The organism is Streptomyces cylindrosporus, assembly GCF_022698165.1.
In the GTDB taxonomy this organism is placed as follows: domain Bacteria; phylum Actinomycetota; class Actinomycetes; order Streptomycetales; family Streptomycetaceae; genus Streptomyces; species Streptomyces cylindrosporus.
In genome coordinates this window covers 593,444-608,100 of sequence record NZ_JALDAY010000007.1, presented here as the reverse complement: position 1 = coordinate 608,100, position 14,657 = coordinate 593,444, and the positions used below count along the sequence as shown (strand labels likewise).

Below are 14,657 nucleotides of genomic sequence, written 5' to 3'. Positions count from 1 at the left end.
ACTTTACGACGGAGCCCACTGGTCGACAACCATCCAGGCGGCCCCGAGTCGCTTCCACCCGGAGGAGGGCCCCTTGCCTCGTATCCGCCTCGAGACCGACGGACCCGTGGTCACGGTCCGACTCGCCCATCCGCCGATGAACGCCTTCGACACCGCGCAGCGCCGCGAGCTGGCCACCGGTGTGCGCAGGCTCGCGGAGGACCCCGCGGTGCGGGCGGTGGTGCTGTACGGCGGGGAGCGGCTGTTCGCCGCCGGGGCGGACGTCAAGGCGCTGGCCGCGATGGACCCCGAGGAGGTCCGGGGCTGGAACCGGGCGCTGCAACGCACCTTCGACGAGGTGGCCCGCCTCCCGGTACCGGTCGTCGCGGCCATCACCGGATACGCGCTCGGCGGCGGCCTCGAACTGGCCCTCGCCGCCGACTACCGGGTGGCCGCCGACGACGCGGTCCTCGGCCAGCCGGAGGTCCAGCTCGGCATCATGCCCGGCTCGGGCGGCACCCAGCGGCTCACCCGCCTGATCGGCCCGTCACGAGCGAAGAACCTCCTGATGACAGGCCGCCGGGTGGGCGCCGAGGAGGCCATGCGGCTGGGCCTGGTGGACGAGGTGGTCCCCACGGCAGAGGTGTACGAGACGGCCGTGCGCTACGCCCGCCGCCTGGCCGAGGGCCCGGCCGCGGCCCTGGAGGCGATCAAGGAGGCCGTGGACCACGGCGCCGACACGTCCCTGTCCACCGGCCTGGCCCTCGAACGCTCCCTGTTCACAGGGGTGTTCGGCACGGCAGACGCGACGACGGGCATCCAGTCCTTCCTGGAACACGGCCCGGGCAAGGCCCGTTTCAGCAGCGCCCCGTAAGGGGCGCGGGGAACTGCGCGACCAGCCACAACGAACCCGCACCCGAACGACGACACAGAAGGGGGAGAACATGAAGGCCCTGCGCTGGCACGCCGCACACGACCTCCGACTCGAAGAGGTCCCCGACCCCCCGACCCCGCAACCGCACGAGGCAGTCGTCGAGGTCTCCTGGTGCGGAGTCTGCGGCACGGACCTGCACGAGTTCCTCGAAGGCCCGCACATGATCCGCGAGGGCCCGCACCCCCTCACCGGCGAGGCCCCGCCCCTCGCCCTCGGCCACGAACTGAGCGGCACGGTCGTCGCGTTGGGCACCGAGGTCCCCGGCATCACGATCGGCGACAGGGTGACCGCCGACCCCGTCTGGCGATGCGGCCTCTGCTTCTGGTGTACCCGCGGCGAGTACCACATCTGCCCCAAGAGCGGCTCCGTGGGCCTCGCCTCACCCGGCGCCTTCGCGGATCGCGTCACCGTCCCGATCGCGGGCCTGACCCGGCTCCCCGACAACGTGAGCGACGAGATGGCGGCCGCCGCCGAACCCCTCGCGGTCGGCCTGCACGCCGTCACCCGGGCCGGCGTCCGCCCCGGCGACAACGTCCTCGTCGTCGGCGGCGGCCCGATCGGCGTCGCCGTGGTCCTCGCGGCCCGCATCGCCGGCGCCGCCGCGCTCTACGTGAGCGAACCCCTCGCGGGGCGCCGCGAGTTGCTGCTGAACCTCGGCGTCACCGAGGCCTTCGACCCGCGCGAGACCGACGTACGCCGGGAGGTGTTCCTCAGGACGAACCGCATCGGCCCGGACGTCGTCATCGACGCGACCGGCGTCCCCGCGCTCGCCGCCCAGGCGGTGGCGACCGTCCGGCGCGGCGGACGCGTCGTGCTCGCCGGAGTCGGCCACGGCAGCGTCGAGTTCGACATGGGGCAGCTCGTCTTCTACGAGCGTTCCGTGCTCGGCACGCTCGGCTACAACTTCGACATCCCCCGTGTGATCGACCTGATGAGCACCGGGCGGCTGGACGCCTCGCCACTGATCACCGGACGTTTCTCGCTCTCGGAAGGAGCCGGGGTCTTCGCGGACCTGGCGGCCGACCGCGCAAGGCACCTGAAGGTGCTGCTGACCCCGAAGGGATAAGTGACATGGATTTCGACCTGCCGGAGGAGACGCGGGACCTTCAGGACATGGTCCGGGAGTTCGCGGCCAAGGAGATCACCCCGAACGCGGCCGAGTGGTCGGAGAACGAGGAGTTCCCGACGCATGTCTTCACCAAGCTCGGCGAACTCGGCCTGATGGGCATGCTCGTGCCCGAGCAGTACGGCGGCGCGGGCTCCGACATGGTGTCCTACGTGGCCGTCATGGAGGAACTCGGCGCCGCCGACCAGTCGGTGGCCTCCTCCTGGAACGCCCACTCCACCATCGCGACCCTGCCGCTCCTCGCCTACGGCACCGAGGAGCAGAAGCAGCGCTGGCTCGCCCCGCTGGCCCGTGGCGAGGCCATCGGCGCGTTCGGCCTGACCGAGCCCGGCGCCGGGTCCGACGCGGCCGGGATCACCACCACCGCCCGCCGGGAGGACGGGAGTTGGGTGATCAACGGCACCAAGATGTTCATCACCAACGCCGGCACCGACATCAGCCAGGGCGTCACCCTGCTCGCCACCACCGGCAAGGACGAGGACGGACGGAAACGGTTCGCCACCTTCTACGTCCCGACCGGCACCCCCGGTTACACCTGTGGCGCCAAGCTGAAGAAGCTCGGCTGGCACGCCATGGACACCCGGGAACTGGTCTTCGACGACTGCCGGATCTCCGACGACCACCTCGTCGGCGAGGAGGGCGGCGGGCTGCGCCAGTTCCTCTCCGTCCTCGACAAGGGCCGCATCAGCGTCGCCGCCCTCGGCCTGTCGCTGGCCAAGGCCGCACTCGCCCTCGCCGTCAAACACGCCACGGAACGGCACCAGTTCGGCCGGCCGCTCTCGTCGTTCCAGGCGGTCGCGCACAAGATCGCCGACATCGGCACGGAGTTCGAGGCCGCCCGCTGGATGGTCTACCGCGCCGCCTGGCTCGCCGACCAGGGACGGTCGTACAGCAAGGAGGCCGCCATGGCCAAGCTGTACGCCTCCGAGGTCGCCAACCGGGCCGCCTCCCAGGCGGTGCAGATCCACGGCGGCTACGGCTATGTCCGGGAGTCGGAGATCTCGCGGTTCTACGCCGACGCCAAGATCCTGGAGATCGGCGAGGGCACCAACGAGATCCAGCGGGACGTCATCGCCCGGGCCCTGGTGAAGCAGGCATGACGGGCGCAGGGGCTCGCGGTGTGCACCGCGGGCCCCCGGCTCAGGCGGCCGGCGGATCGACCTGCCACTCGGCCTCGGGGTCCAGCGGCAGGTCCGGGCGCTCCCGCTTGAACGCCGCCGCCTTCTCCTCCAGGTCCGGCAGGACGGCCCCCGGCGCGCCGAAACCGCGCAGCAGGGTGTCGCAGTACTCGCGCGAGAGCTGTGCGGCGTCCCAGCGGCCGCCCGGCTTCGCCCACTGGTAGGTGTGGTTGTGGAGGTTGAGGAACTGCAGCGTGGCCAGCCGCGGCGGCATCGCGCGGAAGGCGCCCCGCTCGACGGCCTCCGTGAGCAGCCCGCGCACCAGCCGCTCGAACTCGGCGCGCTGGCCGAGCAGGGTGTGCAGGGCGTCGCCGGTGAGACTGCGGTAGTCGTGCTCGTAGACCCAGATGTGGTCGAGCCTGTGGAAGATGGTCGTCAGCAGCGACTCGGACAGCAGGCGCAGCCGCACCAGCGGATCCGCGTCGAGCGCGACGATCTCCCGCGCCCTGGACAGCAGCGGGGACATCACCCGGGACTGGATCTCGATCAGCAGATTCTCCTTGGAGCCGATGTAGTAGTACAGCGCCCCCTTCGCGAGCCCTACCGCGCGGCCCAGGTCGTTGACCGAGGTCGCCGCGTAGCCCTGGCGGGCGAACAGCTCGGCGGCCGTGTCGATGATCTTCTGGCGCCGGACCTGGTAGTCCGGCCCGTGGCCCGGTGGTCTGGGCATTGCTTCGCTCCCCGCCCGACTTCGTTTTCCGCTCTGTCCCAAGAAGTTTGCTAGACCAGACGGTACATTAAAAACAGGACTCAGGCGGTGCGGCTGTGCGCCGCCCGCGCGAGCAATGCGAGGACGCGCATGACGACCGATGCAGCAGTGCAGGCGGGGCCCGCATCCGGGCACACGGATCAGCTTCTGGAGATGTACCGCCGGATGCGTCGTGTCCGGCGTTTCGAGGAGCGGGCCTCCGAGCTGTACAAGGCGACCGAGATTCCCGGCTTTCTCCATCTGTCGATCGGTCAGGAGGCGAGCGCCGTGGGCGCCTGCTGGCCCCTCGGTCCGCGGGACGGCATCACCTCCACCCACCGCGGCCACGGCCATGTGCTGGCCAAGGGCCTGGACGTGGCGCCGATGATGGCCGAGCTGATGGGCAAGGAGGCGGGCACCTGCCACGGCCGCGGCGGCTCGATGCACATCGCCGACCCGGGTCTCGGCATCTACGGCGCCAACGGCATCGTCGGCGCCGGGCTCCCCATCGCCGCGGGCGTGGCCACCGCGGCCAAGCTGCGCGACGCGGGCGACGTGGTGGTGGCCTTCTTCGGCGACGGCGCGGTCGCGCAGGGCATGTTCCACGAGGCGGTCAACCTGGCCGCCGTATGGGACCTGCCGGTCGTCTTCCTGTGCGAGAACAACCACTACTCGGAGTTCTCGCCCGCCGCCGAGCAGCACCGGGCCGCCCTGTCCGCCCGCGCGGCCGGTTACGGCATCGGGTACGCGCACGTCGACGGCAACGACGTACTCGCGGTGGCCGGTCTGATGACCGACGTGGTGGCGCGGCTGCGGGCGGGCGGCGGTCCGGTCCTGGTGGAGGCGGAGACCTACCGCTGGCACGGCCACTACGAGGGCGACCCGGAGCGCTACCGCAGCGCCGAGGAGGTCGCCGAGGCCAAGGAGCGCGACCCGCTGCTGGTGGCCCGCCGCCATCTGGCCGCCGCCGGGGTGCCGGCCGCGCAGGCCGACGCGGTCGACGAGGAGATCGACAAGGAGATCGAGGCGGCGGTGCAGTGGGCCAGGAGCCTGCCCGAGCCGGCCCCGGAGACCCTGTACGACTTCGTCTCGGCCCCGCGCCCCGCCCTGCCCGAGCCCGCACCCGCGGCGGGCGAGGTCTTCCGGTCCATGGACGCCGTACGCCTGGCCCTGGAGCACGAACTGGCCGCCGACCCCGGCGTGTTCGTCGCCGGCATCGACGTCGGCGCGGGCGGCAACGTCTTCGGGCTCACCCGCGGTCTCGCCCAGGCGTTCCCGGGCCGGGTGCGCGACACTCCGATCAGCGAGAGCGCCATCATCGGTACGGCGGTCGGGGCGGCCATGGCCGGCATGAAGCCGGTCGTCGAGGTGATGTACATGGACTTCATCGGCGTCTGCCTCGACATGCTGCTCAACCAGGCCGCCAAGCTGCGCTTCATGACCGGCGGCCGGGCCTCCATGCCGCTGGTGGTGCGCACGCAGTTCGGCGCGGGCCGCTCCTCCGGCAGCCAGCACTCGCAGAGCCTGGAGGCGCTCCTCGCGCACATCCCCGGGCTGACCGTGGTGATGCCGTCCAACCCGGCCGACACCTATGGCCTGTTGCGGGCGGCCATCCAGGACCCGAACCCGGTGGTCTTCGTCGAGAACCGGCTGCAGTACGGCCTCAAGGGGCCGAAGCCGCCGGCCGACCACCTGATCCCGCTGGGAAAGGCGAAGGTCGTCCGCGAGGGCACCGACGTCACGCTCGTCTCCTGGTCGCGGATGGTCCAGGACGCCCTGGCCGCCGCCGAGTCGCTGGCCGCGGAGGGCGTGAGCGTCGAGGTGATCGACCTGCGCACGATCGCCCCGCTGGACCGCGAGACGGTCCTCGCCTCCCTCGCCAAGACCAACCGCCTGGTCATCGCCCATGAGGCGGTACGGGACTTCGGCGTCGGCGCCGAACTGTCCGCGCTCGCCGTCGACGAGGGCTTCTGGCACCTGGACGCGCCCGTCACCCGGGTCGCGGCGCCCCCGACGCCTGCTCCCTACGCGCCCTCGCTGGAGCGGCTGTGGCTGCCCTCGCGGGACACCATCGCCGACACGGTCCGCCGTATCGCGGCTGTGTGAACGCCGACATGACGAAAGGGTGCTCCCCAGGACGTCCTCCTGGGGAGCACCCCTTCGTGGTCTCCGAGCGTGGCCGTGGATCAGACGGTCGCGACCGGGGTCAGCGGGCTGCCCTGGGTGCCGGGCAGGTTCAGCGGGGGAGCCGTGAGCAGGAAGCGGCTGCGGTCGTGCTCGCGCAGCCAGGCCGCCAGGTCGTGCAGGTACCACAGCTCGCCGAGCGGGACGCCCAGCTTGAACAGGCACAGGTGGTGGATCGGGAGCAGGGTGTGGCGGCCCTGGGCCTTCGTGGTGGCCACGCCCTCGACCGCGTAGTTGTCCGCGATGAGCGCCGACATCTGCGACTCGGCGATCCAGTTCAGGATCTCCGGGTCGTCCGCGTCGAGGTAGGCGGCGGTCTGGTGGATGGCCACCGGGTCCGGGTTCTTGTTCCAGGCGAGCACCTGGGTGGCGAAACCGGTGTGCAGCAGGACCATGTCGCCGGGCTCCACGGTCACGTTGTCCGCGGCCATGATCTCCTGGAGCTGCCTGAAGCTCACCGGCTGGTAGCCGGTGCCCAGGTGGTGGGCGATGTCGATGAGGACACCCCGGCCCTGGACGCCGTGCTGCGCCATGTGCTCCAGGCCGAGATGGCGGGCGAAGCTGACGCTTCCGCTGCCGTCGCCCTTGGCGTCCTCCTGCGGACCCACCACGTCCGCGCCGGGCCGGTAACCGTTGTAGTAGACGGGCTCCGCCTCGCCGTCGCCGTCGGCGTCGAACTCGGCGCCCTGGTGGGCGAGGGAGTCCCATTGGGTCGAGTACTGCAGCCAGAGGGTCACCACGTCGTCGGACCAGACGTCGATCAGGGCGGGATCGATCTGGTCGCGGGCCACGACGTTGTAGAAGACGTCCTGCTTGTGCTGGAGGTCCTCGGTGGGCCGCAGGATGGGCGGGTAACGGCGCTGGTTGAGGGCCGTGCCGCCCGGATAGTCGAGCGGCAGGCTCAGGCTGAAGGTGACCCCGTGCTCGACCTCGCGCACGCCCTGCAGCACCTTCTCGGCCGTCAGCAGGTTGATGCGGCCCAGCTCGTCGTCGTCGCCCCACTCGCCCCAGGTCGAACCGGGCGGCCGCTGCTTCCAACGCTTCGTCACGATAGAACTCCTCCTTGGACGACGGTCCCCGTCGACGGTCGTGCCCGCATGCTATTTCTAATGTACCGAGCGGTCAACAACTCGGACGGCTTTCCATTCGGGCCTTCATATTGCGCTCCGGAATCAATAGACTGACTGGTCGAAACACCTGCCACCGGGAACTTCTACGAGACCTGATCCGCACCCCGCCCTGCCGTACCCCATCGAGCCCACCGGGAGACAAGACCCATGACCGTCACCGCCGAATCCGCCCTGGCCGGAGTCCAGAGGATCATCGCGACCTACGCCCAGAACATCGACGCCGGGAACACCGACGTCGTCGCCGACCTGTTCACCGAGGACGGGGTCGCCGAGATCGAGGGCCAGGACACCTTCGAGGGCCGCGAGACCATTCGCAAGGTCTACGGGCAGTTCTCGCCGCAGACCCCGCAGCTGCACCTCGTCGGCAACACCGTGCTCACCTCCGAGCCCGGCGAGGAGGTTACGGCCACCAGCAACCTGGTGTTCTTCGCGCGCGGCGAGGAGGGCTGGGGCATCCAGCTCGTCGGCACCTACGAGGACACGGCGGTCCTGGTGGACGGCGAGTGGAAGTTCCGCCGGCGCGTCACGAAGTTCCTCTGACAGCGCCCCGAACGACCGGACGCCGGTGCCCCCGATCCACGGGCGGCACCGGCGTTCCGCCTGCTCAGGCCTCCTGCTCCGCCGCCTTGGCGAACTCGAAGGCCGGGAAGCCGTTCTCGACGGACTCGTGGATCAGCTCCTGGAGCTTGTACCGCCCCATGGGGTTCAGCAGCTGCTTGACGGCCTTGCCGGGGATGTTGGCGCCGTAGAAGTAGCTGCTCTTGAGGAAGGACAGCTGGGCCTCGTTGCCGTTGACGAGGTCGGTCCACTCCTGCTCGGCCGCGTCCGTGACCGCGACGACCTCGTGGCCGTGGTCGCGGGCGTGGACGAGCAGGTCCATCACATAGTCGACCTGGTCGCCGGAGTAGCGCGGGTTGTTGCCCAGGGCGCCGTGCGGGCCGCCGGGGAAGTAGAAGTTGGGGAAGCCCGCGGTCACGACCCCGAGGTAGGTGGACGGGCCGTCCGCCCAGTACTCCTTGAGCTCGCGACCCTGCCGGCCCCGCACGCCCAGGCGGTTGAGCGCGCCGGTGCCGAAGTCGTAGCCGGTCGCCCAGATGATGATGTCGAACTCCTGGTGGCCCTCGGAGGTCTCGATCCCGGTCTCGGTGATGCGGACGATCGGCGTCTCGTTGATGTCGACCAGCTCGACGTTCGGCTTGTTGTACGCCTCGTAGTAGCCGGTGCCGAACGGGGGCCTGCGGCCGCCGTAGCCGTGGCCCTTGGGGATCAGCTTCTCGGCCGTCGCCGGGTCCTTGACGATCGAGCGGATCTTGCCCGCGATGAACTCGCAGAACTCCTCGTTGACCGTGGGGTTGGTGGTCATGTCGTAGTAGTGCTCGGAGAGCTTGGTGAAGCCGGGGCTGTTCCACTTCTGCTCGTAGAACTCCTGGCGCTGCTCCGGGGTGTCCTCCAGGCCCGAGCGCATGGTGATCTGGTGCAGGAAGCCGCTGGGCGAGGTGTTGAGGGTGTCCCGGATGGACTCGAAGTTGCCCTTGAGCTCGGCCTGTTCCTCGGCGGTGATCGGCCGGTTGTTCAGCGGGGTGAGCCAGTCGGCGACCTTCTGGTACACCGTCAGGTGCGCCACGTCGTCGGCGATCGCGGGCACGATCTGCACACCGCTGGAGCCGGTGCCGATCTGGGCCACGCGCTTGCCGGTGAAGTCCACCGGGGTCTTGGGCCAGCGGCCCGTGTGGTGCTGCTCGCCGCGGAAGTCCGCGCGGCCCGGGATCTCCGGCACGAACGGCACGGAGAGGATGCCGGTCGCCGCGACGACGTGGCGGGCCCGGTACTCGGTGCCGGCCTCGGTGGTCACGGTCCAGGCGGCGGCCGTCTCGTCCCACACGACCGAGGAGACCTTCGCGCCGAAGTCGATGAGCCGACGCAGGTCGAAGCGGTCGACGACGTAGTTGAAGTACCGCTCGATCTCCGGCTGGCCGGCGAAGTGCTCCGACCACTCCCACTCCTCCCACAGCTCCTTGGAGAACAGGTAGCCGTAGGTGTAGCTCTCGGAGTCGAAGCGCGCCTGGGGGTAGCGGTTCCAGTACCAGGTGCCGCCCACGCCGCTGCCCGCTTCCAGGAGCTTCGCCGAGAAGCCCTCCTCCTGGGCCCGGTACAGCTGGTAGATGCCGGTGACACCGGCGCCGATGACCAGTACGTCCACGAGGCCCTGGTCCGCCGGGCCCGTCTTCGTCGTTTCGCTCATGTGCTCTCCCGCGTGAGCCTGGTTTGATGTTTCGACCGGTCAGTCGAATAATGAGGCTGAGAGTAGAGGAGGGGTCGGATTCGTTCAATGGATGTGAATCTCGCCCGAGAGATTGATTGTACCGACCGTCTGGTCTAAATTTCCCGCCAGGGACGCGAAGAAGCGCGACGGGAGTCTGACATGAGCGAGAAGAACGGCGTCGAGGAAACCGCCGATCTGCGGGCCAGGGGCTGGAAGGCCATGCGGGCCCTGATGCCTGGCGTGTTCCCCGAGGGCGATGTCGACCTCAGGGACGGACGCCTGGGTGAGGATCTCGTCGACATCGGCCTGACCAGCGTCTTCGGAACGCTGTGGGCACGTGAGGGACTCGGTCCGCGCGATCGCAGCCTGGTCACGATCGCGCTCCTCATCGCCCTGGGAGCCGAGACCGAGCTCAAGACCCATGTCCGTATCGGCATCACGAACGGACTGACCCAGGACGAGATCGCCGAGGTCATCTACCACTCCGCCGGTTACGCGGGCTTCCCCCGGGCGGTCGCGGCCCGCACCGCCGCCCGCGAGGCGCTGGAGCCCTAGGCCGGTCCCGAGGCCCCGCCGACGGCGCGGTTCGCCTGCCGCCGGCATCCCACAGCACGTACACAAGGAGCACGTATGTCACTTCAGGGAAAGGTCGCCGTCGTCACCGGCGGTGCCCGGGGGATAGGCCGCGGGATCGCGACCGTCCTCGCGGCCAAGGGGGCCGCGGTGGCGGTCTGGGACCTGAACACCGAGGGCGCCGAGAAGGCCGCCGCCGAGATCCAGGCGGCCGGCGGCACGGCGGTCGCGGTGGGCGGTGACGCCGCCGACGCCGAGGCCGTCGCCCGGTCCGCGGCACGCACCCGCGAGGAACTCGGGCCGGTCACCATCCTGGTCAACAACGCCGGTACGACCGCCTACGAGCCCTTCACCAGCATCAGCGAGGCCTCCTGGGACCGCATGATCGCGATCAACCTCAAGGGCCCGTTCCTGGTCACCCGGGAGCTCATCCCCGACATGGTCGAGGCGGGCTGGGGCCGGATCGTCAACATCTCCTCCTCGTCCGCCCAGACCGGCGCACCGGCCATGGCGCACTACGCCTCCTCCAAGGGCGGTGTGATCGCCCTGACCCGCGCGCTCGCGGTCGAGTACATCGAGAAGGGGATCACCGTCAACCACGTCCCGCCGGGGTTCATCGACACCCCGCTGGTCCGCCAGGGCCCCATCGACGTGGAGGCGGCCGCGGCGACGATGCCGATGAAGCGGGCCGGCAGCCCCGAGGACGTGGCCCACGCGGTCGCCTACCTCGTCTCGGAGGAGGCGGGTTACGTGACCGGCCAGACCTTCGGGGTCAACGGCGGGCGCTACGTCTACTGATCAGCCGGCTTTTCCGCACCGGAGACCGCACGAAACGCTGCACTGGAGCACCGAATGAGCATCGACGACGACGCCGGAGGCCCCGCCCGCGTCCTGGTAGTGGGCGCCTCCGCGTCCGGACTGACCACCGTGGAGGCGCTGCGCCGCAAGGGCCATGCGGGCCCGATCACGGTGCTCGGCGACGAACCGCACGCCCCCTACGACCGGCCGCCCCTGTCCAAGCAGGTGCTCTCCGGGGCCTGGGAACCGGAGCGGGCCGCGCTGCGCACCCGGGACGTGCTGGCGGCGCTGGACGCGGAGTTCGTGTTCGGCGATCCGGCGGTCGCCCTGGACGTCGTCGGGCGGAGCGTCCGTACCGAGTCCGGCCGTGAGCTGCCGGCGGACGCGATCGTCATCGCCACCGGGGTGCGCCCCCGGCAGCTGCCCGGGCAGCAGGACCTGGCCGGTGTGCACGTGCTGCGCACGCTGGACGACTGCCTGGCCCTGCGCGGGGACCTGCTGGCCGGCTCACGGCTGGTCGTCGTCGGCGAGGGCGTGCTCGGCTCCGAGATCGCGGCCACCGCCCGCACGCTCGGCCTGGACGTCACCCTGACCGGACCCCTGGCGGCGCCGATGGCGCTTCAGGTGGGCCCACTGGTCTCCGGCGTCCTGGCCGAACTGCACACCGAGCGCGGGGTGAAGCTCAGGCTCGGCACCGGTGTCGTGGGCCTCACCGGCGAGGGCGGCCGGGTCACCGGCGTCCGGCTGGCCACGGACGAGGTGCTGCCGGCCGACGTGGTGGTCGTGGCGATCGGCGCGATCCCGGCGACGGAGTGGCTCGCCGACAGCGGCCTGGAGCTCGACAACGGCGTGGTGTGCGACTCCCGTTGCCGGGCGGAGGAGGGGATCTACGCCGTCGGCGACGTGGCCCGCTGGCACCACGAGGGCCTCGGCCGGCTGGTCCGGCTGGAGAACCGCACCAACGCCACCGAGCAGGCCATGGCGGTCGCCGCGGAGATCCTCGGCGAGGGGCGGCCGTACACGCCGGTGCCGTACTTCTGGACCGATCAGTACGACGCCAAGCTCCAGGTCCACGGCTTTCTGCCGGCCGACGCCGAAGTCGACGTCGTGGAAGGCGATCTGACGGCCCGTCGGTTCGTCGCCCGGTACCGCAGCGAGGGCCGGGTCACCGGCGTTCTCGGCTGGAACATGCCCAAGCAGGCCCGCCTGCGCCGTCAGGAGATCGTCGACGGTCTCGACGCTCCCGCCCCCACCCACTGAACGATCAGGAGAGATCCCCATGAAGGTTGTCGTCGACGAGGAGAAGTGCGTCGCCGCAGGACAGTGCGTGAACGCCGCCATGGACGTGTTCGACCAGCGTGAGGAGGACGGCATCGTCGTCCTGCTCGACGAGAACCCCTCGGACGACCTGGCCGACGACGTGCGGACCGCTGCCGCGGTGTGCCCCGCGCTGGCCATCCGCATCGAGGAATAGCCCCCGACCCCCTGAACTTTCCCGCGTTCTCCCCCACCCCCACCACCGGAGGAACCCCCATGGCCGAGGCAGACACCCTCGCCCCCGACGAGCAGATCTACCACTACCAGGACGACCGGGACCCCAAGTGCCCGTTCGCCCCGCCGCCCAAGCTGCGCGCCCTGAACGAGACGGCTCCCGTCTCCCGGGCCCGGATCTGGGACGGCAGCGACCACTGGCTGGTCACCGGCCATGCCGCGCAGCGCGCGATCCTTTCCGACCCCCGGGTCAGCTCCGACGACAAGCAGCCGGGCTTCCCGTATCCGAACAAGCCCATGGCGGACACCGCTCACCTCCACCCGCTGACCATCTTCAACGCCGACGGCGCCGACCACACCCGGATCCGCCGCATGATGACCCGGCCCTTCACCCGCCCCCGGATGGAGGCGCTGCGGCCGAAGATCCAGCAGTTCACCGACGAGCTCATCGACAAGATGCTCGACGGCCCCAAGCCCGCGGACCTGGTCACCTCGCTGTCGCTGCCGCTGCCCTCGCTGATGATCTGCGCACTGCTCGGAGTGCCTTACGAGGACCACGAGTTCTTCCAGGAGCACGCGGGCCTGGCCACGCGGAGCGACAAGACGACCGAGGAGCAGAACGCGGCGAACGAGGCGCTCGGCGGCTATCTCGCCAGGCTGCTCCAGAAGAAGATGGAGGAGCCGGAGGAGGACGTGCTCTCGGACTTCGCCGCCCGGATCAAGGACGGCGACCTCACCCTCCCCGAGGCCACCCTGCTGTCCATGATCCTGCTGATCGCCGGTCACGAGACAAGCGCCAGCATGATCACCATGGGCACCGCGCTGCTGCTGGAGAACCCCGACGAGCTCGCTCGGCTGCGCGAGATCGACGACACCAAGGACGCCCAGAACGCGGTCGAGGAGATCCTGCGCTATCTGACCATCGCGCAGTTCGGCCAGCGCCGTATCGCCGCTGAGGACTTCGAGTTCGAGGGCGTGCAGATCAAGAGGGGCGACGGCATCATCGTCCCGCTGCCCGCCGGCAACTGGGACCCGGAGGCGTTCCCGGAGCCCGAGAAGCTCGACCTGACCCGCAAGGCGACCCACCACCACGCGTTCGGCTGGGGCATCCACCAGTGCCTCGGCCAGCAGCTGGCCCGGATCGAGCTCCAGGTCGTCTACGGCACCCTCTACCGTCGCGTGCCCACCCTCCGGCTCGCCGTCGACCGTGACGAACTGGCGTTCCGCCCGGCCGACGCGCTCGCCTTCGCCATCCCCGAGCTGCCGGTCACCTGGTAGCCGGACAACCACCTCTCCACGGCCGGTCCCGCCCGACAGGGCGGGGCCGGCACCCGCATCCGCAGTACAACAGGAGTCAGGCATGAGCGAGTTCAGCTTCGAAGGACGCGTAGCGGTCGTCACCGGCGCGGGCCGCGGAATCGGCCGGGCCCATGCCCGTCTCCTGGCGGAGCGGGGCGCGCAGGTCGTCGTCAACGACCTGGGCGGATCCATGGAGGGCGACGGTTCGGACGCCGGCCCCGCGCAGAAGGTCGTCGACCTGATCACCGCGGCGGGCGGTACGGCCGTCGCCGACACCCACGACGTCTCCACGCCGGCCGGCGGCCAGGCCATCGTCGACACCGCCATCGAGAACTTCGGCCGCATCGACATCCTCGTCAACAACGCCGGGATCATCCGGTACGCGGGCCTGCCCGACATCGACGCGGAGAACCTGGAGCGCCACCTCGCGGTGCACCTGCTCGGCTCCTTCAACACGATGCGCGCGGCCTGGCCGCACTTCGTGGAGCAGCGGTACGGACGGATCGTGCACACCACCTCCAGCGGCATGTTCGGCATGGACAACAACCTGTCGTACGCGGCGGCCAAGGCCGGCACGGTGGGCATGGCGCGCAGCGCGAAGCTGGCCGGTGCGCCGCACAACATCAAGGTCAACCTGATCGCGCCGGCCGCCATGACCCGGATGGGCGGCGGCCCCGAGGAGGAGCCCGCGGAGGCCGCCCCCGGCATGCCGTACATGCCCTCCGACGCGGTGGCGCCGATGGTGGCCTACCTCGCCCACGAGAGCTGCCCGGTCAGCGGCGAGATCTACACGGCCGGCGCGGGCCGCTTCGCCCGCCTCTTCATCGCCTCGACCGAGGGGTACGCCCACGAGGGCGGCGCCGCCACCGTCGAGGACGTGGCCGCCCACTGGGACGCCATCAACGACGAGAAGGGCTACTACGTGCCCGCGGACCTGATGGCCTGGTCGGGCGCGTTCCTGCAACACCAGCTGACCGCGCTCGGCGGTTCCGAGAAGGCGTAGGCGGACGGCGG

At 70.5% G+C, this 14,657-nt stretch carries 14 protein-coding genes; 11 read left to right on the top strand and 3 right to left on the bottom strand.

Annotation, left to right across the window (positions count from 1 at the left end; genetic code table 11):
- Positions 1-73 precede the first annotated feature (73 nt).
- The 3 genes from MQP27_RS25500 (at position 74) to MQP27_RS25490 (ending at position 3,139) form a co-directional block, all read left to right on the top strand.
- Positions 74-853 (top strand): enoyl-CoA hydratase/isomerase family protein, encoded by a 780-nt coding sequence (locus tag MQP27_RS25500; protein WP_242767762.1) that lies wholly within the window; start codon positions 74-76, stop codon positions 851-853.
- Positions 854-923: 70 nt separating this feature from the next.
- Complete coding sequence (locus MQP27_RS25495; protein ID WP_242767761.1) at positions 924-1,979, top strand: 2,3-butanediol dehydrogenase; 1,056 nt, start codon at positions 924-926, stop codon at positions 1,977-1,979.
- 5 nt (positions 1,980-1,984) lie between these two features.
- Positions 1,985-3,139: an acyl-CoA dehydrogenase family protein gene (locus MQP27_RS25490; protein ID WP_242767760.1), complete on the top strand. Its 1,155-nt coding sequence runs from the start codon at positions 1,985-1,987 to the stop codon at positions 3,137-3,139.
- Between the two features lie 40 nt (positions 3,140-3,179).
- Here the strand turns inward: MQP27_RS25490 and MQP27_RS25485 are convergent, their stop codons facing one another.
- Complete coding sequence (locus MQP27_RS25485; protein ID WP_242767759.1) at positions 3,180-3,887, bottom strand: TetR/AcrR family transcriptional regulator; 708 nt, start codon at positions 3,885-3,887, stop codon at positions 3,180-3,182.
- Positions 3,888-4,016: 129 nt separating this feature from the next.
- Between MQP27_RS25485 and MQP27_RS25480 the strand changes: the two genes are divergently transcribed.
- Positions 4,017-6,011, top strand: a complete 1,995-nt coding sequence (locus tag MQP27_RS25480) for an alpha-ketoacid dehydrogenase subunit alpha/beta (RefSeq protein WP_242767758.1) — start codon at positions 4,017-4,019, stop codon at positions 6,009-6,011.
- Positions 6,012-6,091: 80 nt separating this feature from the next.
- Here MQP27_RS25480 and MQP27_RS25475 read toward each other — a convergent pair whose 3' ends face one another.
- Positions 6,092-7,138, bottom strand: coding sequence for a cyclase family protein (locus MQP27_RS25475; RefSeq protein WP_242767757.1), 1,047 nt, complete (start codon positions 7,136-7,138; stop codon positions 6,092-6,094).
- 228 nt (positions 7,139-7,366) lie between these two features.
- Between MQP27_RS25475 and MQP27_RS25470 the strand changes: the two genes are divergently transcribed.
- On the top strand, positions 7,367-7,759 hold the full coding sequence (locus MQP27_RS25470; RefSeq protein ID WP_242767756.1) for a nuclear transport factor 2 family protein: 393 nt from the start codon (positions 7,367-7,369) through the stop codon (positions 7,757-7,759).
- Between the two features lie 64 nt (positions 7,760-7,823).
- On the opposite strand, the gene MQP27_RS25465 is transcribed toward MQP27_RS25470, so the two are convergent.
- Positions 7,824-9,461, bottom strand: coding sequence for a flavin-containing monooxygenase (locus MQP27_RS25465; protein ID WP_242767755.1), 1,638 nt, complete (start codon positions 9,459-9,461; stop codon positions 7,824-7,826).
- 180 nt (positions 9,462-9,641) lie between these two features.
- Between MQP27_RS25465 and MQP27_RS25460 the strand changes: the two genes are divergently transcribed.
- From MQP27_RS25460 to MQP27_RS25435, 6 genes are all read left to right on the top strand, one after another.
- Positions 9,642-10,037 (top strand): carboxymuconolactone decarboxylase family protein, encoded by a 396-nt coding sequence (locus MQP27_RS25460; RefSeq protein WP_242767754.1) that lies wholly within the window; start codon positions 9,642-9,644, stop codon positions 10,035-10,037.
- 75 nt (positions 10,038-10,112) lie between these two features.
- Positions 10,113-10,853 (top strand): SDR family NAD(P)-dependent oxidoreductase, encoded by a 741-nt coding sequence (locus MQP27_RS25455; protein ID WP_242767753.1) that lies wholly within the window; start codon positions 10,113-10,115, stop codon positions 10,851-10,853.
- Positions 10,854-10,907: 54 nt separating this feature from the next.
- A complete protein-coding gene (locus MQP27_RS25450) occupies positions 10,908-12,113 on the top strand; it encodes an NAD(P)/FAD-dependent oxidoreductase (RefSeq protein WP_242767752.1) in 1,206 nt (401 codons plus the stop codon).
- 19 nt (positions 12,114-12,132) lie between these two features.
- A complete protein-coding gene (locus tag MQP27_RS25445) occupies positions 12,133-12,327 on the top strand; it encodes a ferredoxin (protein ID WP_242767751.1) in 195 nt (64 codons plus the stop codon).
- 59 nt (positions 12,328-12,386) lie between these two features.
- Complete coding sequence (locus MQP27_RS25440; protein WP_242767750.1) at positions 12,387-13,622, top strand: cytochrome P450; 1,236 nt, start codon at positions 12,387-12,389, stop codon at positions 13,620-13,622.
- An 82-nt stretch (positions 13,623-13,704) separates the two neighbouring features.
- Positions 13,705-14,646, top strand: a complete 942-nt coding sequence (locus tag MQP27_RS25435) for an SDR family NAD(P)-dependent oxidoreductase (RefSeq protein ID WP_242767749.1) — start codon at positions 13,705-13,707, stop codon at positions 14,644-14,646.
- Positions 14,647-14,657 lie beyond the last annotated feature (11 nt).

Excerpts from the sequence above, each read along its gene's own strand:
- MQP27_RS25495 (WP_242767761.1), top strand. The coding sequence starts at position 924 with ATGAAGGCCCTGCGCTGGCACGCCGCACACGACCTCCGACTCGAAGAG.
- MQP27_RS25490 (WP_242767760.1), top strand. The coding sequence starts at position 1,985 with ATGGATTTCGACCTGCCGGAGGAGACGCGGGACCTTCAGGACATGGTC.
- MQP27_RS25485 (WP_242767759.1), bottom strand. The coding sequence starts at position 3,887 with ATGCCCAGACCACCGGGCCACGGGCCGGACTACCAGGTCCGGCGCCAG.
- MQP27_RS25480 (WP_242767758.1), top strand. The coding sequence starts at position 4,017 with ATGACGACCGATGCAGCAGTGCAGGCGGGGCCCGCATCCGGGCACACG.
- MQP27_RS25470 (WP_242767756.1), top strand. The coding sequence starts at position 7,367 with ATGACCGTCACCGCCGAATCCGCCCTGGCCGGAGTCCAGAGGATCATC.
- MQP27_RS25465 (WP_242767755.1), bottom strand. The coding sequence starts at position 9,461 with ATGAGCGAAACGACGAAGACGGGCCCGGCGGACCAGGGCCTCGTGGAC.
- MQP27_RS25460 (WP_242767754.1), top strand. The coding sequence starts at position 9,642 with ATGAGCGAGAAGAACGGCGTCGAGGAAACCGCCGATCTGCGGGCCAGG.
- MQP27_RS25455 (WP_242767753.1), top strand. The coding sequence starts at position 10,113 with ATGTCACTTCAGGGAAAGGTCGCCGTCGTCACCGGCGGTGCCCGGGGG.
- MQP27_RS25450 (WP_242767752.1), top strand. The coding sequence starts at position 10,908 with ATGAGCATCGACGACGACGCCGGAGGCCCCGCCCGCGTCCTGGTAGTG.
- MQP27_RS25445 (WP_242767751.1), top strand. The coding sequence starts at position 12,133 with ATGAAGGTTGTCGTCGACGAGGAGAAGTGCGTCGCCGCAGGACAGTGC.
- MQP27_RS25440 (WP_242767750.1), top strand. The coding sequence starts at position 12,387 with ATGGCCGAGGCAGACACCCTCGCCCCCGACGAGCAGATCTACCACTAC.
- MQP27_RS25435 (WP_242767749.1), top strand. The coding sequence starts at position 13,705 with ATGAGCGAGTTCAGCTTCGAAGGACGCGTAGCGGTCGTCACCGGCGCG.